Below are 20,383 nucleotides of genomic sequence, written 5' to 3'. Positions count from 1 at the left end.
CCTTGCAGCTTTCCTCTGTGATCGTCCCCGAGGAGTCAAAAACCCACAGTTCGTATGACAAAAATCCCTGATTGGAGAAAACGAACGACTCGTGAATCGTCACGCGATTATTCACGGCATGCGCAGGAGTCCCCTGGAAAAGAAGAAGAAAAGCTCCCGCGCACACGCAACTCAGGACATAAGCAAGCAATCGCCTCGGCAATGAAAAAACCACGCGCGCTCCCAATGCTTACTGGCCCAAGCCAGGGGAGGGGAGGGGAGGCGGAGAAGAAGGACGCGAGCGCTTACGAGCCGAGCGCGCGAGTATCGCGATGCTGATAATCAAGATCACCATCGATGGGATGAGTAACTTCGAGCTCGGGCATGAACATGTCTCACGATCTCCGCGATAAGGCAGCGCTCCCGTCGCCGGAGTCACAGGCGTGCTCGTTGTCGAGGGCCTCGCCGGAATATCCTCGAGGCCAGTGGGAAGCTCGACGGGGGCGATTCCCTGATACTCAACGCGATTAGTCGTGCGGAAATCTTCCGCTTTCTCGATGGTCCCTGCCACGCCAACGATCTGAGGAACATCGTCCTTCCACGTAATAAAGCCCTTGACGCTATCGCTGACTTTTCCTCCGGGACTCATCTGTGAAAGTTGACCGGTATCAGCGCTGAAGTGGAACTCGTGCTCTGTTAGGGAAGTTCCCGCGGGAAAAGTGATGTTGAGGTCCGACAATTGGATGCTCTTCGCTGCGAAGACAAAGTTCCCTTTTTCGTCAGTGCCAACATAAGGATTCTTATCACGCGTGTATTGCGTAGCGATCTGGCAGTTGCTTGCTGCTGGCGCAGCATTAAAGTGCACTTCAGACCACTCGATGACCTGGGAGAGGGAATTGCACGTGTCCAGAGTGATGGTCTTCGTTAAGTCGACAATCTTCAAGCGGTACGTGATTGAGCCTGAGGCTGAGAGTGAATACTGCTCCTCGATCTGAACGCCCTGATCCTGAGCGTGGGCGGGCGTTGCGCTCAGCGCGGCGGTAAGAGTGAGCGCGCAAGCGAGGGAGGCGGCGCGCTTCAGTAGAGAGAGCGTCATCAGGATTCCTTCCGTTCAGCGGTTGATTTCCGAGGCCGGAGCGGGCTTGGTGCGTCTGTGAAGTGGGGGAGCGGTGGAGAAGACAGTGGGGCGAACGCTTTGACCGCGCTCGCCCCACCGGCTGTTCAGGTTTGAGAGTTACTCAGGCCTGAGGGTACTGTCCGGGCTGCTGTCCCTGATCGGGGTACTGACCCGGCTGCTGGGGGTATTGACCCTGCTGCGGGTACTGCTCAGCCTGCGGATACTGCGCGGGCTGCTGCGGGTACTGCCCCTGCTGCGGGTACTGCGTCGGATCCGTGGGAGCCTGGCCGGTCGGAGCGGGGTACTGTCCGGGCTGAGGCATCGCGCCGGGGTAGGCGCCCGGGTATGCGCCGGGGGCGCCCATGGGCTGTGCCTGAGTCTTCTTGCGGTTGCTCATGACGACGAAGACAACGATGCCGCCGATAACGACAACGGCCAAAATGCCAAGAAGAACCCACTTCATGCTTGAAGACGAAGACGAGGAAGAAGAAGTGCTGCTCTTATCGGAGGAGGTATCCGAAGAAGACTTGCCAGAGGCTGCACCTGAACCATCGGTGGTGCCCTTAACGGAAACGTCATCGCTCACGTCGGTCCACGTAACGGTTCCGGTCGCCTTGTCAATGGTGCCGCCGTTGTCTGCGGTTGTGGGGACCATACCGCCAGAGAACTTTGCGGTGACCTTCTGCATTGTGATGCCGGGCATCACTGATGACAGACGCGAGATAGCAGTCTCTGTCTGGGAGGTGAAAGTGAAGTCCTTGCCGTTGACCTTAAGGACCTCATCAATTTCACTGCTCTTAAAGGACTGGCTGACATCGCAGATGTGGGAAGAGCCGCTGGTGCGGAAAGCCGTGGTTGCTCCGGCAGTCTTCGCACTCTTGCACATGGACTCTGAGATCAGCTTGCCGCTGGTGTCGATCATGCTCAGGGTGTAGCTTCCCGATGTGGTCGAGGTGAATTCATAGGTTTCTTCGAGGTCAATGCTCGGATCTGCAATAGCTGAACCGGTCGCCATGGCAAAGCTGCCGGCAAGCGCCAGAGTTCCGATGACTCCAAGAGAGCGTCGCTTCATGAGTGTTCCTTCTCGGTATATGAGGACAGACAGATAAAAGAATAGGCACAATCGACTCTGCTGACGAATTGTGTATCGTTTAAATTACAGAATGCTGAGTGGTTGCTGAATGCGCGGCTTGGGGGTTAGCCCTGCGGGTACTGGCCGGGCTGTTGCGGATACTGCCCAGGTTGTTGCCCCTGCTCGGGCGGCTGCCACTGTTGTTGCTGTGGATTGAACTGTTCTGGCTGTGGATTGAACTGTTCTGGCTGTGGCGGAGGTGCTGCCTGCCACTGCTGCGGGGAAACTTGGCCCTGTGGGGGGAAGTATTGAGCGTCCAGGGGGTATTGCCCCGGTTGTGGCATAGGTTGCTGGGCGAAGGGGTCTGGGTATGTGCCTGGCGCAGGCATGGCCTCTAAGTGGGGTTTCTTCTGACCTCGCAGCACCAAGAAAATTGCGGTGCCGCCACCAATGATGATGAGGACAGCAACCGCGAGGAATATCCAGTTGTTATTTGAAGAGGAAGAAACGGTAGAACTTGGCGAGGAACTTGAGGAGGGGGCCGCTTCAGACGTGGCTGAAGCTCCGGCTTTGGTGGTTCCCTTGACCGTCACATTTCGGGTGATGTGTGTCCAGGTGACGGTTGTCTGTTTCTCATCGATTTTTCCGTCAAAGTCTGCGGTCTTTGCGACCCAACCTTTAGGGAAGGTCACGCTGACTTCCTTAAAGGACATTCCTTCAAAAGTCTTATCGATCAAGACGGCAGACATGGAAGTAAAAGTGAACTCTGCGCCGTCGATCTTTAGTCGTTCGCTGACTGCGTCATCTTTAATGACCTGAACAAGGTCGCAAATACTGTTGGTCCCTTGCACCCGGAAGTATGCCTGGGTGTAGTCTCCGGGTTCGCTCGTGCACTTGTCTTTGGTGATCGTTTGCCCGGTGGGGTCAATCATGCTGACAGTGTGTCCAATTTCAGTTGGAGAGGTGATCTGGTAGCTGTCTTTTAACTCGTAGTACGGGTCGGCAGAAGAAGGGCTTCCTGCCAAAGCGCAAGTTAGAGCGATTGCAAGTGCGCAGATTGTTCCCAGCGTGCGTTGCTTCATCACAATTCCTTTGTCCAAGGTAAGACTATTCAAAGAATAGGCATTAAAAGAGATCGTGACGAATTTGAATGTTGTGTAGAAGAGCGGGCGGTGTGCTCGCGGATCCACAACAGGCATATAACTTTGCTCACACTCCTGTCCAAAAGGTAAACAAAGCGAAAAGCTTAGGTCATGCAATGGCACACTATGAGAACCAGAGTCGGCGGCGTCCGGCCGCGGACCGATAAACCATAGGAGAGTGCGGCATGGAAACGCCGAACCCACGTGCAATGGAAGTGAACCTTGAGACTGACCAGCAGGTACAGTCCAAGGACAAGCCCCAGCGCACGGAACTCAAGCGTGGTTTATCAGCACGCCACATGCAGATGATCGCTATCGGCGGCGCAATTGGCACCGGCCTCTTTGTCGCCTCGGGCGCAACAATCTCGACCGCAGGCCCGGGCGGAGCTCTCGCGGCCTACGCAGTCATCGGCCTCATGGTCCTCTTGCTCATGCAATCTCTTGGTGAGATGAGCGCACACATGCCCGTCGCGGGATCGTTCCAGACCTACGCCACTCGCTTCGTGAGCCCCTCATTCGGCTTCGCGATGGGATGGAACTACTGGTTCAACTGGGCGATCACCGTCGCAGCCGAACTTGTCGCCTCGGGACTTGTCATGTCCTACTGGTTGCCGAGCGTCCCTTCCTGGGTCTGGGCAATCTCCTTCCTCTTCCTTCTCACCTTCCTCAACGCGCTGAGCGCGCGGGTCTATGGTGAGGCGGAATTCTGGTTCGCCCTGATCAAGGTCATCACCGTCATCGTCTTCCTGATTTCAGGCACCCTGATGATCTTCGGGATCTTCAACGACTCCCCGGGAGTTCAGAACTGGACTGCTGGAGATGCTCCCTTCCACGGCGGATTCTTGTCCATCATCTCGGTCTTCATGATCGCAGGATTCTCCTTCCAGGGAACCGAACTTGTCGGTGTTGCAGCAGGCGAATCCTCTAATCCTCGCCGCGACGTGCCCCGAGCAATCAAGACCGTGTTCTGGCGCATCATGTTCTTCTACATTGGCGCAATCGCCATCATCGGAACACTGATTCCCTACACCGATCCGAACCTCTTGCGTGACAGCGCTGCAGACATTGCCTACTCGCCCTTCACCCTGGTCTTCGAGCGCATGGGTGTTGCCGCTGCAGCCGCGGTCATGAACGCCGTCATCTTGACCGCAATCCTTTCCGCAGGAAACTCAGGCCTCTACGCCTCCACGCGAATGCTGCACTCGATGGCACTCATCGGGCAGGCGCCTCGCTTCTTTGCAAAGGTCACGCGTCACGGCGTACCGATCTACGCAATGCTGGCCACCTCCGCCGTCGGCGCACTCGGATTCGTTGCCGCACTGGTGAGTGAAGATACCGCGTACACATGGCTGCTCAATGTTTCGGGTCTGTCCGGATTCATTGTCTGGCTGGGTATTGCGGCCTGCCACTGGCGCTTCCGCAGGGCCTATGTCAAGCAGGGCCACTCCCTTGACGAGCTTCCCTACAAAGCACCTTTCTTCCCCTTCGGTCCGATCCTCGCCTTTGGCATGTGCTTGATCGTTCTCCTGGGCCAAAATTACGAGGCCGTCTTCCGCGGACAGCTTCTGCAAGTTGCCTCCTCGTACATCGGACTTCCGGTCTTCTTGCTGATCTGGCTGGGATATCACCTGGTGAAGAAGGATCGCACCGTCAGCTTGGATGAAATGGATGTTGAAGGCGTCACCGTAACGCCTGAAAACGCATAGTGGTGAGCTGGTAAACGGCGTTCGGGGGAGGCAGAAACTGCCTCCCCCGAATTGTCTATTTTCGCAGTGGACTGCGCAGTCTTTGAATGTCTACTTCGGTGGTTCGACGCTTACTTGTGCGGGCAAATTGAGGATCCCCACTGGGCACGTCACACCATTGGGGCCATGATTGCAATAGCCATCGGGATTCTTCTCCAAGTAGGCCTGGTGGTAGTCCTCAGCGAGGTAGAAAGGGCCACCCGACTGAGCAAAGCACGCCCCGGCCTCACCAATCGTCGTATAACAGCGGGCTGTCGGCATCGCGCGCTCCAACTCGGCCACCCACGCACCGCGCAGAAGCGACGCCACCTCGGCCTGCCTCGGCGTCGTTACCCAGATTGCGCTGCGGTACTGCGTACCCACGTCGTTCCCATGACGGTTGGGGCGGGTGGAATCGTGGTTTTCGAAGAAAGTTTTGATTAGGCTCGCTCCGCCCTCACCGGTCACGGAGGGATCGTAGACCACCGCGACAGTCTCGGCGTGGCCCGTGCGCCCCGTGCATACCTCTCGGTAGGTCGGGTTTGCGTTCCCGCCGCCCATGTAACCAACAGCAGTCGCCCACACGCCCTTTTGGCGCCAGAAGATACGCTCCACACCCCAGAAACAACCGGCGGCAAGGTACAGTACCTCGAATCCGTCGGGAACCGGATCGGTTGCGCGCGTCCCATTCACCGGGTGAAGTTCAAGCTCGGCCAGGATTGGGTGCCTGCCACCCGGCATATCCGCCGGAAGAGTGCCCGCAGTGGGGGAGTCCAAGTAGCGCTCTGCCCCCTCCGATAGACGAGGCCACGCCTGGTGCTCTCCTGCAGCGTAGCGCTGGGTGGTGGGGGAAGGATCAGTGGCCATCTTTGGCTCCTTCAGTGTGTGGCGGGCGAGGTGCACTCTGCCGTGGATGGATGGGGTTATCTGTCCCCCGTATTCTATGGCGATACTTAAGCCCCGGCAGATAAAAATGTGGCCCCTGCAGTTTCCTGCAAGGGCCACATCAAGCGTTTAGATCAGCCGAGCGACTGGACGCGACGGGCAAGCTTGGACTTGCGGTTCGCGGCCTGGTTGCGGTGAATAACACCCTTCGAGACGGCCTTGTCGAGCTTGCGCGATGCAATGCGCAGAGCTTCGATTGCTGCTTCCTTGTCGCCAGCCTCGACGGCTTCGCGAGTCCTGCGCACCAGGGTCTTCAGTTCAGACTTGACAGCCAGGTTGCGCTGACGGCGCTTCTCGTTGGTGCGGATCCGCTTGATCTGAGACTTAATGTTCGCCACAGTCGGATTACTCCTTGGTCTTTCGTACGTACAGGTCGGTGAGGGCTGTGTCAGTGCCGGGACTGGGGCATGGGGACACCCGCAAACGGCTCTAACCAGACCCCCTGCCCGACCAGGCTGGGAGTCCGATCGACAACTCTACCAGAAAAATAGGCACCTAACGACCCCCGGAATGCTCACATCTGCTTGATAAATGGTGAGAACGCACACCCTATCGGCGTGGAATTGGCATGCCCATGCCTACTAATGGGACGATAGACCAGACGTCACAATCCTTCCGGAGGTCCTGTTTGTCCCCGATTCCTACTCCCGAGCAGGCCAAGCTGATTCAGCCCTCGGCCACCCCGCAGGAACGCATCCGCAATTTCTGCATCATCGCTCACATCGATCATGGCAAGTCCACCTTGGCTGACCGTATGCTTCAGCTCACCGGGGTGGTTGCAAGTCGAGATATGCGCGACCAATACCTGGATCGCATGGATATTGAGCGCGAACGTGGCATCACCATCAAAAGCCAGGCCGTGCGTATGCCTTGGGCCTTCGAAGGGGAACCTTTTGCTCTCAATATGATCGACACCCCCGGACACGTCGACTTCACCTACGAGGTCTCAAGGTCCCTGGCCGCCTGCGAAGGTGCAGTCCTTCTCGTCGATGCCGCCCAGGGGATCGAAGCGCAGACCTTGGCGAACCTCTACCTAGCTTTAGAGAACGATCTGACCATCATCCCGGTCTTGAACAAGATCGATCTTCCGGGCGCGCAGCCCGAAAAATACGCACAGGAAATCGCTCAACTCATTGGCGTGGAACCAGATGATGTTCTGCGCGTCTCCGGTAAGACCGGTGAGGGTGTTCCCGACCTCCTTGACGAGATCGTTCGTCAGATCCCCGCGCCTACGGGCAACCCCGAGGGGCCGACGCGTGCGATGATCTTCGACTCTGTCTACGACACGTATCGAGGCGTCGTCACCTATGTCCGAGTCGTCGACGGCATGCTCTCCACTCGCGAACGCGTGCGAATGATGTCTACCGGAGCAACTCACGAACTGCTCGAAATCGGTGTTATTTCACCTGAACCGACTCCTGCTCCGGGAATTGCTGCTGGCGAAGTTGGCTACCTTATTACCGGCGTGAAGGATGTTCGTCAGTCCCGCGTTGGTGACACCATGACCTCGGCTGTTCGAGGCGCTGAAGAACCTTTGGCTGGCTATCGCGACCCGCGCCCCATGGTCTTTTCGGGAATTTATCCCGTTGACGGCTCCGACTTCCCGGATCTGCGCGACGCTTTGGAACGCCTCCAGCTCAACGATGCGGCATTGACCTTCGAGCCTGAATCCAGCGCGGCCCTGGGCTTCGGCTTCCGGTGCGGATTCCTCGGGCTGCTGCACCTGGAAATTATCCGCGAACGCCTCGAGCGCGAATTCAAACTGGACCTGATCGCAACCGCACCCAACGTCGTCTACAAGGTCGTTGCAGAAGACGGAACCGAGGTCCAAGTCGATAACCCCTCTGAATTCCCCGAGGGGAAGATCTCCGAAGTCCGCGAACCCGTCGTGAATGCGACAATCCTGACCCCAACTGAATTCACAGGAACGATCATGGAACTGTGCCAAGATCGTCGTGGAACCATGCGAGGAATGGACTACCTCTCAGAAGATCGCGTCGAACTGCACTACCAGCTTCCCCTCGCGGAGATCGTCTTCGACTTCTTTGACCACCTCAAATCGCGCACTCGCGGCTACGCCTCGCTGGACTACCACGAGAGTGGCGAACAGGTCGCTGACCTCGTCAAGGTCGATATTCTCCTCAACGGAGACCGAGTTGACGCTTTCAGTGCGATCGTCCACAAGGACCAGGCCTACGCCTACGGTCTGCGCATGACGAAGCGCCTCAAGGAACTCATCCCCCGACAGCAATTCGAAATCCCCGTGCAGGCAGCTGTCGGCGCCCGCGTTATTGCTCGCGAGAACATCAGGGCTCTGCGCAAGGACATGCTTGCGAAGTGCTACGGCGGCGATATTACCCGTAAGCGCAAGCTGCTCGAGAAGCAGAAGGAAGGTAAAAAGCGCATGAAGTCCATCGGCCGCGTGGACGTGCCGCAAGAAGCCTTCATCGCTGCTTTGACCTCCGACGTCCCCACCGGAAAGAAATGACCGTGGCAGACCATAATGAGGCCGCGCTTGAGGGAGAGCCTTGCGCTGCTCATGCGGGTGAGCCGCGTCAAGGCGCGGGAGGCGGCCGCCGACCCGGAGACGTCCCAGAGGGGACCGTTTTCATGAGCCGGACGAAGTCCTTTACGCGGCGTAGCCGTGAACTCCCCGTCAACCTTGCGCGCACATGGGAAGCGCACGCCGGACGCTATGTCATTGAACCTCGACGAGGCGTTGGCTACACGACTGTTGCAGACGATTTCCACCTGGACGCTGAGGAACTTTTTGGCAGGCAAGCGCCGCTGACCCTTGAGATTGGTTCGGGGACGGGCGAACAGATCGTAGCCGCGGCAGCGGCCAACCCCGATCGCGATTACCTTGCACTCGAAGTGTGGGTGCCCGGGATCGCCAAGCTGATCTCCAAGGCAGTTGACGCGGGCGTCGATAACATTCGAGTCCTCGAGGCCGATGTTGCGCAAGCGCTTCCGATCATGCTGGGTGATGCCTGCCTTGACGAGGTCTGGACATTCTTCCCCGACCCGTGGAGGAAAGCGCGCCACCGCAAGCGCCGACTCGTCAGTGGTGAGTTTGCGCTCCAAGTTGCCCGAGTGCTCCGCGATGGGGGAGTGTGGCGTCTTGCGACCGACTGGGATGACTACGCCTGGCAAATGCGAGATGTGATCGAAGGTTGCCCACTCTTTGAGAATCCTTACGTGGGGCAAAGGCCCGATCCTGAGGATCCCGAAGCAGAACGCGGTGGTTTCGCACCGCGCTATGAAGGACGCGTTGTGACTCATTTTGAAACTCGCGGGATCGATGCGGGGCGACGTGTGCACGACATCGTCGGAGTCCGGCTTCCGCGTGAAAGCGCGTAGCCGCATCCAAGGCTGGATTTGCTATGTTTTCCCACTTCGCAAAGAGATACAGGTGACATTTAGGGTGTTCGTATTTCACCCGGTTGACAATTTCTATATGCTGACTGTGCATTGAGATTTCACTTCAGCGTGAAACTCCGGCTTCCTCTTCGCGATAGGCGGATCTGCGAAGAGTGGAGATGCGTTCTGCTAGCAGAACGCACGGGGACGGGGCTTCCTCGATGAACCGAGAAAGCCCCGCCTCGGTCCGCAACGTGTGCCCGTCTTCTTCGATGAGGAGAAGACGGGCACAGCTGTATTCGCACCAAAACACGAAGTGTTCTTTTTGAGCGTTTTATGGAAACATTGTGTAATCCATCCCACATTCATCAAGGAAGAAAGAACAGTGAAACAGGTAGCTTACGCGCGATATTTTCAGCGTAGGTTCGTGTGGATCCTCATCACTTTGTCCGCATTCGTGCTCCTCGCTGGATCCCTGAGAGGAACCATCACCGCACTGCCTCCCATCATCGAGGAAATCCAAAGAGACTTGGGACTTTCCTCGGCCGAGGCCGGACTAGTGACCTCAATCCCCGTATTCTGTTTCGGTTTCTTCACCCCATTTACCGCGCTTATCCTGCGAAGAATCCGCCTGAATCGTGCCGTCTGTTTGGGACTGTTAATCGTGATCTTCGGCGCCGTGCTCCGCTCGCTCGGTATGACCTGGTCGCTATTTGTCGGTACCTGTGTGATCGGCATCGGAACGACCTGTTCCAACCTGGTCGTCACTATGCTCATTGGTCGCGATTTCCGCCATCGCGCGGGAATCATGACGGCGGTTTACTCGACGATGATCGACCTCATGATTGCAGCTTCGACCGCTTTCACCTTCCCGCTGGTCGCATACATTGGTTGGCGAGGCGCGGCGGGAGTGTGGGGAGTCGGTCCAGCTCTGATCGCGCTCGTGGCCTGCCTTGCAATCTACCCACTCAATCGCCCGGGAATTCGCCCCTTCTTCGCCCAAAGAGCCGGATGGACGATTCACGCGGATGACTCAGTCGTAACGGATGGACCCGCCAAGGCCTCGGAAATCTATCGCTGGCCCATGGCATGGCTCATGGCTTTCGCCTTCGCTGTCAATACCTTCTGCTACTTCGGCGTCGCAGCATGGCTGCCGAAAATCCTTGCAGACATGCTTGAGATGGGCCCAAACGATGCCGGTTTTGCGGCATCGATCTACCACATCGTGGGTGTTGCTGCGCCGCTGAGCATGATGGCGGTCCAGAAAATGATCCGCGCTCAGACCTCAACAATCCTCACACTGGTCTCGCTGTCGTGGCTTCTCATGCCGATCGGAATGCTCCTTCTGCCGGGAGGCTGGGCTTTGTGGAGTGCATGCGGGGGACTTGGCCAAGGTGCATTTTTCTCAATTACCTTTACGCTGGTCATTGAACGCACGACCAACATGGCTCAAACCCGCACGCTTTCTGCCCTTGTCCAAAGCATTGGATACGGCTTTGGTGCCTTGGGGCCGTGGGTTTTGGGGCGCATGTACGACATGACGGCTAACTGGCTGTGGCCCTTCATCCTTTTAACAGTCCTGACAGGAAGCCTCGTCGTGATCTCCCAAATAGTTGCCCGCTCGACCTCAACCCCCAAGCCTCAATGAGCCCTCACCAGCCAGAAGGTCAGGCCTGGGATGAATACGGTCGTCTCCGAGCTGAACTTGCCGAAGCATGCGCAAAGCGTCCTCTAGCCATCTACGTACACGTTCCCTTCTGCCAGATTCGTTGCGGCTACTGTGACTTCAATACCTACACCGTCGGTTTTGGCCCCGGAGCTGATCGAGAGAGCTACGACCAAAGCGCCCTTACTGAAATGCGTATGGGAGCAGGAATCCTCAGCGATGCTTGTATGCCTCAGCGCCCCGCCTCGAGCATCTTTTTCGGTGGTGGCACCCCCACGCTCTTATCCACCGACATTCTTGGACGTCTCCTTGCGGGGGTAGGTGAGAACTTTGGGATCGCGCGCGGCGCGGAAATTACCGTAGAAGCGAACCCCGAAAGCGTGGACGAGGCGGCGCTTGAACGCCTCGCCAAGGCTGGCTTTACCCGCGTTTCCTTTGGCATGCAATCAGCCGTCCCCGAGGTCTTGCGCGTCCTCGATCGCCGTCATGATCCAGCGAAATTGCCCGGGTTGGTTGGCGCGGCCCGCAGACTCGGGATGGACGTCTCAGTCGACCTCATCTACGGAGCCCCCGGAGAAAGCCTGACGGACTGGCAGACCTCGCTTGAAGAAGCGATCGCAATGGAACCGGACCACATCAGCGCCTACGCCCTTGTCATCGAAGAAGGAACAAAAATGGGCGCGCAGGTCGCCCGCGGGCAACTTCCCATGCCCGACCCAGACGACGAGGCCTCGAAATACGAAATTGCGGATCGTCTCCTCGGCGAGGCCGGCTACAGCTGGTACGAAATTTCAAACTTCGCGCGCAGGGAGGTGGGCGAAGAAGGAATTGTTTCCACCCAGCTGCGCCACGCCTCGAAACATAATCTTGCCTACTGGCGCGACTGGGATTGGTGGGGGATCGGTCCGGGCGCCCACTCTCACATCGGTCGCTATCGCTGGTGGAACGTCAAACATCCTTCGGCGTATGCGCAAAGACTACGAGAGGGACTTTCTCCCGCACACGCCGGTGAAATCCTCGACGCGCCGACGCGAGAAATGGAACGCATCCTCTTGGCTGTGCGCACCAGCGAAGGCGTTCGAGCTCCCGAGGAGGGGGAAGGGGACCGCGAGGCTTTTTACGCCGCGCTTGGACCCCTGGCCTCGAAAGGACTGATCGACGCGCAGGCGGCTAAGGAGGGGCGGGCGATTCTGACTCTCCAGGGCAGGCTTTTAGCTGACTACGTGACGCGCGAGCTCCTTGGATACTGAGTTACGAGCCGCACACTTAGGCGGGAAAGAGTGTTGATCGGGGAATAGAGCGGCACGTCCTCATAGTGTGGAGCGGTGACTTCAGATATGTACGGGACCAATATCTTCGAATTCGACCCGCATCGTGATGGGCCGGGTGCGCGCAGGCCGCGCTCTGTTGAAGTTGCCATCGAGTACGGCATGGTGCTTGAGGATATTTCCAGCGGATGGGTTGGCGCGGTGACCCGCGTTGAAAAATCCGGGGGAGTGCACCTGGTTGAACTCGAGGATCGACACGGGCGCAAGCGTTCTTTTCCACTTGGTGGCGGGTTTTGGCTTGAGGGGAAGCCCATTGTCGCTCTCCCTCCCAAGGCTGCACCCGCGCGTCAGACTCCCGCTTTGACTACTCCAGGCGGCCGAGCGGTCACAAACTCCGGATCGATTGCTGCTGAAAATCGCGTTGCGCGCGTCGCGCGAAAGTCTCGAATCTGGGTCGAGGGACGTCACGACGCCGAGCTCATCCAGCACGTGTGGGGAGAAGACCTTGCCGATGTTGGAGTTGCAGTTCAGCTTCTTGAGGGCGTTGACCACTTGGAGGAAATCCTCGAAGTCTTTGGACCCACCGAGAAAGTACGAGCGGGTGTGCTTGTGGATCACTTGGTCCCCGGATCCAAAGAATCCCGCATCGCCGAGGCCGTGAGTGCGCGCTGGAAGGATGCGGTCCTCATTGTCGGCCACCCCTATGTCGATATTTGGCAATCGGTGAAGCCTCAGCGTGTGGGACTTGAAAAGTGGCCCGAAATTCCTCGGGGAGTGGATATTAAACACGGGACTTTGGAGCACTTGGGCTGGCCCCATGCGACTCAGGCCGATATCGCGATGGGGTGGAAACGAATCCTCTCCACGGTTCGCAACTATAAAGACCTCGAGCCGGCCCTTCTGGGGCGCGTCGAGGAGCTCATTGATTTCGTCACTCAGCCCGGTTTGGAATGATCTCTCTTTCCCATTCGGCTCCGGGTAAAAACTGTTGATAACAGGGCGAATTGGGTATTTGCGGAGTAAACTGGCACTCAAATAGCGTGAGTGCCAGATTAGGGGAGGATGAATGAACGACCGTCGCCTAGACGTTCTACGAGCCATCGTGTCCCAGTATGTCCACACGCGTGAACCAGTGGGTTCCAAAGCCATCGCGCAATCCCAAGATCTTGGGGTCTCTTCGGCGACCATCCGAAACGACATGGCTGTCTTGGAAGAAGCCGGGCTCATCTACCAGCCCCATACCAGTGCTGGCCGCGTACCAACCGACAAGGGCTACCGAGTTTTCGTCGACCAATTGGCGACCCTCAAGCCCATGAGTGCCCCAGAGCGCCAGGCGGTCGAGAAATTCTTGGCCCGCGCCGAAGACCTCGATGACGTCGTCATGGCCACAGTCCGCCTGCTTGCCCAGGTTACGCGCCAGGTTGCCCTCATCGAATACCCCGTGAATGCTCGCTCAACACTGAGCCGCATCGAATTTGTCGATCTGAGCGACTCGCGCCTGCTCATCGTTGTCATCACCGAGCAGGGCAAGGTTTTTGAACGCCTGCGTGAGATGCCCCAAGACCTCGCCCAAGAAGATCTCTTGACGCTGCGCTCGGTCCTCAACGCCGCCTACCAGGGCAAAGACGCGGGAGAAGTTCGTGCCCATTACGAGGCCATGGCTGAGTGTCTGCCGCCCGCACTGTCTGGGTGCGCCGGAGACATCAGTGAAATCATCGCCAGCCTCCTCCAAGGAGAGCCTTCCGCGCGAATCGCTATGGCGGGAATGTCGAACCTTGCTCGAAGCGGTGTTGACTTCCGCGACATTGCACCGGTTTTAGACGCCCTCGAAGAACAAGTCGTTCTCCTGCGTCTCTTCGCCGAAATGGACGAAGGAAACGGCGACGTCCACGTCTCCATCGGTTCTGAAAACGGACACGATGCATTCGTTGAGACCTCCCTCGTTTCAGGAACCTACGCTTCCGGGGGGAACTCAGCCCACGTGGGAATCCTCGGGCCCACCCGCATGGACTACGCCTCGACAATGTCCACGGTCCACGCCGTGGCCTCGTATCTGTCCAAGTACTTGAACTCAACACACTAACCGCAGCCGCAGAAGGATATTCGTGAACGATTACTACGCAATCCTCGGGGTCTCACGCGACGCCGACCAAAGCGAAATCAAAAAGGCCTATCGCAAGAAGGCTCGCGAATTACACCCGGACTACGGCGGGGACGAGGAAGCTTTTAAGGAGCTATCGGTCGCCTACGAAACTCTTTCCGATCCGGAAAAGCGCCGCATGTACGACATCGGTGGTGCAGACGCTGCCCGAGGCGGCGGATACGCTGGTGACTCCTTCGATTTCGGGGACATCCTCTCAACGATGTTCGGTGGAGCCTTCGGTGGCGGATTCGGCGGGGGCGGCGGCCCTCAGTCGCGCACTCGCCAGGGCCGCGAACAGCTCACGCGCATTGAGATCAGCCTGGAGGAAGCAACCTTCGGTGCGCATCGCGAAATTTCGCTCAATACCTACGTTGCCTGCGATGTCTGCCACGGATCGATGTGCGAGCCCGGGAGCGAACCGACAACCTGTGGGACCTGTAGCGGTGCAGGCTATTCGATTCAAACCCAGCAGACCATGCTGGGAACCATGCGCACCCAAGTTCCTTGCCCCACCTGCCAGGGATATGGAACCGTCATCGAACAGCCGTGCCATGAATGCGCGGGCCAAGGGCGCGTGCGCACTCGCCGAAGCCTGACCATCGACATCCCCGCAGGTGCAGGAGATGGCATGCGCCTACGCCTCGCCGGACAAGGTGAGGTCGGCCCCGGCGGCGGCCCGAATGGTGATCTCTATGTCGATATCGTCGAAAAGAGGCACCCTACCTTCTCGCGTCAAGGCGATGATCTGTACATGACCGTCACCATTCCCATGACTGCAGCAGCTTTGGGAAGTACTTTCGAGCTCGATACCTTGGATGGAAAACAATCCATCACGGTCAAGCCTGGAACTCAGCCCGGCGACGAACTGCGTCTGTCCGGCTTGGGGGTCGGACACCTGCAGCGTCCCGGCCGCGGTGACCTGCATGTCGGCATCAACGTCGAGATTCCGCGCAAGCTTGATGACCGTTCCCGCGAGCTCCTCGAAGAGCTTTCCGCTGTGCGCGGGGAAGAAAGCGCCCGTCCCGAAAAACAGGGTTCCTCCTTCTTCGACAAGCTTCGCGAAACCTTCATAGGCCAGTGATCGGAACACATCGATGACCCTTCCCGTTTTCATCGCTCCCGAGGCCGCCGCCCTCCAAGACTGCGCTCTTGGGGATTCCTACACTCTTGACGGGGATGAAGGCTTCCACGCCGCAACTGTTCGTCGCATGGACGTGGGGCAAATGCTCGACGTTGTTGACGGCGACGGATTGCGTGTCCGCGGGAGCGTGATTGAACGAGCGAAAAAGTCATTGACTCTTCGCGTTGAAGAGATCATCCACGAGGCGCTCCCGTCTGTACGTTTGATCCTTGTTCAGGCTTTGTCCACGGGTGGCCGGGATGAAATGGCCATTGAAATGGCAACGGAAGTCGGGGTCGACGCTGTAATTCCTTGGCAGGCTAATCGCAGTGAAGTGCGCTGGAAGGGCGAAAAAGCCGCGAAAGGCATGAAGAAGTGGGAGTCGACTTTAAGGGCGGCCGCGAAGCAGTCTCGTCGTGCCTTCATTCCTCGCCTCGAAGATGCCTGCACTTCCCAAAGACTTGCTCAGTGGATTGGCGAAGAAACAGCAGCCGGCGCGTGGGTGATCGTCTGTCACGAGAGTACGCGGGCCCCTTTGAGTCTTCTCCTGCGTGAACTGCGTGCTGCTGCAGAAAAGCCTTTGCCTGCCACTGTCGAGGCCTCTGGTCAGGCGGTGCCGGGAACTTGCCTTCCGCCTCGGATCAGCGTGATCGTTGGCCCTGAAGGTGGGGTTGACCCCGACGAGCTTTCCCTTTTCGAGGCCGCGGGTGCACGCGTGCGTCTATTGGGGACGACCGTGTTGCGCGCTTCGACCGCGGGCCCGGTTGCCTTGTCACTGATCAGCGATGCAATTGGACGGTGGTGACATGGAGGCAAAACGGATCGAAATTCCTAGGGGCGTCGACCCGGTTGTCCTTTTCGGCACATCAGATCGCGTCTTGCGCTCCCTCGAAAAAGGATTCCCGCAGGTGCGCTTCTCTCTCCTGGGACGCACTCTGTCGTTGATTGGCCCCGAAGGCATTGTCGATATGGCTGTTCAACTGGTCGACGAACTGGTTGAACTTGCTAAAGAAGGACACTCTCTTGATGCCGACGGAGTCGAACAGGCAATCGCACTCCTCACTTCGGCACATTCGTCGACCGAGCGTCCCCAGGAGATTCTTCGTAGTCGGGGCCGTTCGATACGCCCGCAGTCTGCGGGGCAAAAAGCCTACGTTGACGCCATCGAACGCTCGACCCTGGTCTTTGGCCTCGGCCCTGCCGGTACCGGGAAAACGTACCTCGCAATGGCACAGGCGGTCTCAGCTCTGCTCTCTGGTCAGGTTCGTCGCATTGTTCTCACGCGTCCCGCGGTCGAAGCGGGGGAGAATCTGGGTTTCTTGCCGGGAACTTTGACGGACAAGATCGATCCCTATCTACGTCCCCTCTACGATGCCTTGGGTGACATGATGGATCCTGATGCTCTTCCCAAGCTCATGGCCTCCGGTGCGGTTGAAGTTGCTCCTTTGGCCTATATGCGCGGCAGGACTTTAAACGATTCATTCATCATCTTGGACGAGGCGCAAAACACGACGCTCGCACAGATGAAAATGTTCCTCACCCGTCTGGGTTTCAACTCCAAGGTCGTCGTCACCGGTGATACCTCCCAAATTGACTTAGCGGGGGAGCGCAGCAGTGGCCTGCTCGTCATCGAAGATATTCTGGGCGGCATCGATGACATAGAATTTTGTCATCTGACAAGCGCTGATGTTGTGCGCCATCGACTTGTTGGCGAGATCATTGACGCATACGAACGCTGGGATGAGTCACTGGCACGCCTGAAAGCGCGCCGAGACCGCTCACTTCACTCCCGTTCCCGACACAATGGACATTAAGTCATGACTGAAGTTCTTAACGAAACCGACTACGAGATCGACATCGCAGAGTTCGTGCAATTGGCTGACTTCGTGCTCAGCGCAATGCACGTCTCAACCGAGGTCGAACTCAACATCATCTTCATCGACCCCGAACCCATGGAAGAACTTCACGTGCGCTGGCTGGACCTTGAAGGCCCCACCGACGTCATGAGCTTTCCGATGGACGAACTCCGCCCGGGTACCGCCGAACACCCCACGGCCTCGGGAACTCTGGGGGATATCTGCATCTGCCCGCAGGTCGCCGAAAAGCAAGCTCGCGAGGCGGGTCACTCGACCGCAGAGGAAATGCTCTTCCTCGCTACCCACGGGATGCTTCACCTCATGGGATACGATCACGCTGAACCCGAAGAAAAAGAAGAGATGTTCGCCCTGCAACGCCAGCTCCTTTTGAGCTTCTTGGCGCAGCGATGATCGAAGCGGCAGTACCCGTCGCGGCGATGAGTATCGTCGCCGCGATTGCACTTCTCTTTGCGATGGCCCTTGCGACCAGCGAGTTTTCGCTTTCGAAATTGACTCGCGCCATTGTCGAGGACTTAATTCAAGAAGAGAGGAAACACGCGGGCGCTCTCATGGAGCTGGTGGACCAGCGTCGCGTGGTTATTTTTGTCCTTCGAGGCGTTCGCACTTTCACGCAGGTGGTCTTCGCCGTCTCGATGGCGACGATCGCGCTGCATCTTGCCAATCACTGGTGGCTCGCTGGATTGGTTACGATTGTGGTCGTCACCCTCGCGCAATTCCTTGCCAATAGCGTGATTGCAACGCGTTGGGCACAGCGCAACCCCACGGGTGCCGCGCTGCTACTCACCCCGCTCATCACCCGCCTCGTGGGAATTGCGCGCTTCTTTGCCCCTGTTGCCCACAAAGCCCGCGCGGTCCTACCCCAGCCGGAGCGTACCGAAGCTGAAATGCGCGCAGAAATGGCGGATGAACTGCGCGAAATGGTTGACCAGGTTGGCGAAACCGAAGGTTTTGAAGAAGAAGACCGCCAGATGTTGCGCTCGGTCTTCGAACTTGGGCACACCCTCGTGCGTGAAGTCATGGTTCCGCGCACGGAAATGGTGACGATCTCTTTCGATACGCCCGCGCACAAGGCCCTGCGACTCTTCGTCCGATCGGGCTTCTCGCGTATCCCCGTCACCGGGACAGATACCGACGATGTACGCGGAATCCTCTTCTTCAAAGACGTCGTGCAGCGGCTAGAGACCTACGAAGGTGACCACGAACTGCGCGCGGACCAAATGATGCGCCCTGCCGAGTTCACCATCGAAATGAAACCCGCCGATGACCTGCTTCGCCAGATGCAAGCCGAGCACTTCCACCTGGCACTGGTCGTTGATGAATACGGTGGGATTTCAGGCCTCGTCACCCTTGAAGACATCATCGAGGAAGTCGTCGGCGAACTCACCGACGAACACGATCGCAACACGATCGAACCCGAAGAGATTTCCCCCGGCGTGTGGCGTGTCCCCTCTCGGTTCTCCATTTGGGAACTCGGCGAATTGTGGGGAGTGGAATTGCACGATGATGACGTCGACTCTGTGGGCGGTCTGCTGGCCAAAGCAATTGGTCGAGTTCCCCTGCCCGGAGCAACTGGCGATATGCTCGGCGTGCACATGGTTGCCGAAGAAGCGCGCGGGCGCCGCCGACAAGTCGGAACAATCGTGTGCTCGTATGTCCCCGAAGTTTCCTCCGATGACACCAACCAAAGCCAGGAGTAGCAATGCATTTTCCCAGCGATGACGAATTGATGGCTGGCCCCAACGCCTTTGAAGGCGTGGACATCGACTCCTTCGATTTCCCCGAGGAAGATGGTGACGAGGCCATGGAGGCGGCCGGAGAGGTGGATCTTGAGGGCTCAGACTTCGGTGATTCAGATCTTGACGAGGCCGACGAGGAGACCGCGCAGGACGTGGCCGATAGCGTTGACTCCTTGCGTCAACTGCGTGCCGAAACAAACGCGGCAGCGGACATCATCATCCCCGAGTTCCCCGAAGATTTTCGAGCGGGTTTTATCTCAATCGTTGGGCGTCCTAACGTTGGAAAATCAACACTGACGAACGCCCTTGTCGGACATAAGGTGGCGATCACCTCGGGGCGTCCGGAGACGACTCGCCACAATATTCGCGGCATCGTTCACGGTGACAACTACCAGCTGGTCCTGGTCGATACCCCCGGATATCACCGCCCGCGAACGCTCTTGGGAAAGCGCTTGAACGACATGGTCCGCGAGGCCTTGGCCGAAGTTGATTGCGTGATCTTCTGCTTGCCTGCAAACCAGCGCATCGGACCGGGCGACCAGTTCATCGCGCGTGAATTGCGTTCCGTGCGCAGGCCGATCATTGCGGTCGCGACCAAGTGCGATAGCGTGCCTCGTGAGCGCGTTTTGGAACACCTCATGGCGATTGAAAAACTGGGGGAGTGGAGCGCAATCGTTCCGGTTTCTTCCTTCGAGAACAAGGGAATCGATCGCCTTCGCGAGGTTCTGGCGCAGACGGTTCCTCTTTCTCCGCCCCTGTACCCGCAGGACAACATTTCGGATGAGTCCCGCGAAACGATGATTGCCGAATTTATTCGCGAGGCCGCACTCGAAGGCGTGCGCGACGAACTTCCGCACTCGCTGGCCGTGCAAGTCGAAGAAATTATCGAACGATCCAAGCGCGAGGGTGATGACCGCCCGCCCTTGTTGGATATCCACGTCAATGTCTACGTCGAACGTGATTCCCAAAAGGCCATCATTATCGGTAAGAAGGGTGCGCGTTTGAAGGAAATCGGTACGCGGGCTCGGGCCAATATTGAAGAGTATTTGGGACGCCGGGTCTACTTGGATTTGCACGTGCGAACCGCAAAGGATTGGCAGTCGGATCCGAAGATGCTTCAACGCCTCGGTTTCTGAGTGTTTCCCCCGCTTTCGATGTGAAAGTGGGGGATTCAACATCTGTGCCCTGACCAGGGTCCTGAGTCTGAACGGGTATTTCATGGCATGCTTATCCT

18 protein-coding genes are annotated in these 20,383 nt (G+C 57.9%); 13 read left to right on the top strand and 5 right to left on the bottom strand.

All coding sequences use genetic code 11. The features are described 5' to 3' along the window. Positions 1–229: 229 nt before the first annotated feature. The 3 genes from ACWNMW_RS01895 to ACWNMW_RS01885 form a co-directional block, all read right to left on the bottom strand. Positions 230–1,075, bottom strand: coding sequence for a hypothetical protein (locus ACWNMW_RS01895; protein WP_449489851.1), 846 nt, complete (start codon positions 1,073–1,075; stop codon positions 230–232). 142 nt (positions 1,076–1,217) lie between these two features. Further along, entirely contained in the window at positions 1,218–2,168 is a 951-nt protein-coding gene (locus ACWNMW_RS01890) for a hypothetical protein (protein WP_314212164.1), read from the bottom strand. A 125-nt stretch (positions 2,169–2,293) separates the two neighbouring features. Further along, positions 2,294–3,250, bottom strand: coding sequence for a DUF3824 domain-containing protein (locus ACWNMW_RS01885; protein ID WP_449489850.1), 957 nt, complete (start codon positions 3,248–3,250; stop codon positions 2,294–2,296). A 245-nt stretch (positions 3,251–3,495) separates the two neighbouring features. Between ACWNMW_RS01885 and ACWNMW_RS01880 the strand changes: the two genes are divergently transcribed. Further along, the gene (locus ACWNMW_RS01880) at positions 3,496–5,016 is read left to right on the top strand and encodes an amino acid permease (RefSeq protein ID WP_314212161.1); all 1,521 of its coding nucleotides are present in this window, start codon (positions 3,496–3,498) and stop codon (positions 5,014–5,016) included. A gap of 90 nt (positions 5,017–5,106) precedes the next feature. Here the strand turns inward: ACWNMW_RS01880 and msrA are convergent, their stop codons facing one another. Both msrA and rpsT read right to left on the bottom strand, forming a co-directional pair. Continuing rightward, positions 5,107–5,775 (bottom strand): peptide-methionine (S)-S-oxide reductase MsrA, encoded by a 669-nt coding sequence (msrA, locus tag ACWNMW_RS01875; RefSeq protein ID WP_449489980.1) that lies wholly within the window; start codon positions 5,773–5,775, stop codon positions 5,107–5,109. Positions 5,776–6,053: 278 nt separating this feature from the next. Continuing rightward, positions 6,054–6,317 (bottom strand): 30S ribosomal protein S20, encoded by a 264-nt coding sequence (gene rpsT, locus ACWNMW_RS01870; RefSeq protein ID WP_034502464.1) that lies wholly within the window; start codon positions 6,315–6,317, stop codon positions 6,054–6,056. 236 nt (positions 6,318–6,553) lie between these two features. On the opposite strand from rpsT, the gene lepA reads away from it, so the two are divergent. The 12 genes from lepA (at position 6,554) to era (ending at position 20,285) form a co-directional block, all read left to right on the top strand. Then, on the top strand, positions 6,554–8,467 hold the full coding sequence (lepA, locus tag ACWNMW_RS01865) for a translation elongation factor 4 (protein ID WP_399540503.1): 1,914 nt from the start codon (positions 6,554–6,556) through the stop codon (positions 8,465–8,467). 122 nt (positions 8,468–8,589) lie between these two features. Beyond that, complete coding sequence (gene trmB / locus ACWNMW_RS01860; protein WP_295893452.1) at positions 8,590–9,339, top strand: tRNA (guanosine(46)-N7)-methyltransferase TrmB; 750 nt, start codon at positions 8,590–8,592, stop codon at positions 9,337–9,339. A 427-nt stretch (positions 9,340–9,766) separates the two neighbouring features. After that, entirely contained in the window at positions 9,767–10,987 is a 1,221-nt protein-coding gene (locus tag ACWNMW_RS01855) for an MFS transporter (protein ID WP_449489849.1), read from the top strand. Further along, entirely contained in the window at positions 10,984–12,255 is a 1,272-nt protein-coding gene (gene hemW, locus ACWNMW_RS01850) for a radical SAM family heme chaperone HemW (RefSeq protein ID WP_449489848.1), read from the top strand. The genes ACWNMW_RS01855 and hemW overlap by 4 nt, the downstream gene beginning before the upstream one ends. Before the next feature lie 87 nt (positions 12,256–12,342). Then, complete coding sequence (locus tag ACWNMW_RS01845) at positions 12,343–13,227, top strand: DUF3097 family protein (RefSeq protein WP_449489979.1); 885 nt, start codon at positions 12,343–12,345, stop codon at positions 13,225–13,227. Positions 13,228–13,339: 112 nt separating this feature from the next. Further along, positions 13,340–14,356 (top strand): heat-inducible transcriptional repressor HrcA, encoded by a 1,017-nt coding sequence (gene hrcA / locus ACWNMW_RS01840; RefSeq protein WP_448750694.1) that lies wholly within the window; start codon positions 13,340–13,342, stop codon positions 14,354–14,356. A 22-nt stretch (positions 14,357–14,378) separates the two neighbouring features. Then, the gene (gene dnaJ, locus ACWNMW_RS01835) at positions 14,379–15,497 is read left to right on the top strand and encodes a molecular chaperone DnaJ (protein ID WP_449489847.1); all 1,119 of its coding nucleotides are present in this window, start codon (positions 14,379–14,381) and stop codon (positions 15,495–15,497) included. A 13-nt stretch (positions 15,498–15,510) separates the two neighbouring features. Next, a complete protein-coding gene (locus ACWNMW_RS01830) occupies positions 15,511–16,341 on the top strand; it encodes a 16S rRNA (uracil(1498)-N(3))-methyltransferase (RefSeq protein WP_449489846.1) in 831 nt (276 codons plus the stop codon). Position 16,342: 1 nt separating this feature from the next. Next, positions 16,343–17,350 (top strand): PhoH family protein, encoded by a 1,008-nt coding sequence (locus tag ACWNMW_RS01825; RefSeq protein WP_052040884.1) that lies wholly within the window; start codon positions 16,343–16,345, stop codon positions 17,348–17,350. Between the two features lie 3 nt (positions 17,351–17,353). After that, positions 17,354–17,803 carry an rRNA maturation RNase YbeY gene (gene ybeY / locus ACWNMW_RS01820; protein WP_034502481.1) on the top strand — a complete coding sequence of 150 codons (450 nt, stop codon included), beginning with the start codon at positions 17,354–17,356 and terminating at the stop codon, positions 17,801–17,803. Next, the gene (locus ACWNMW_RS01815; RefSeq protein WP_295893439.1) at positions 17,800–19,110 is read left to right on the top strand and encodes a hemolysin family protein; all 1,311 of its coding nucleotides are present in this window, start codon (positions 17,800–17,802) and stop codon (positions 19,108–19,110) included. The genes ybeY and ACWNMW_RS01815 overlap by 4 nt, the downstream gene beginning before the upstream one ends. Before the next feature lie 2 nt (positions 19,111–19,112). Continuing rightward, the gene (era, locus tag ACWNMW_RS01810) at positions 19,113–20,285 is read left to right on the top strand and encodes a GTPase Era (RefSeq protein WP_449489845.1); all 1,173 of its coding nucleotides are present in this window, start codon (positions 19,113–19,115) and stop codon (positions 20,283–20,285) included. The last annotated feature ends 98 nt before the right edge of the window (positions 20,286–20,383 follow it).

The organism is Actinomyces sp. Marseille-QA0893 (assembly GCF_976954355.1).
Note: the sequence above shows the minus strand (reverse complement) of the source record. Positions and strands in the feature narration are given on the sequence as shown.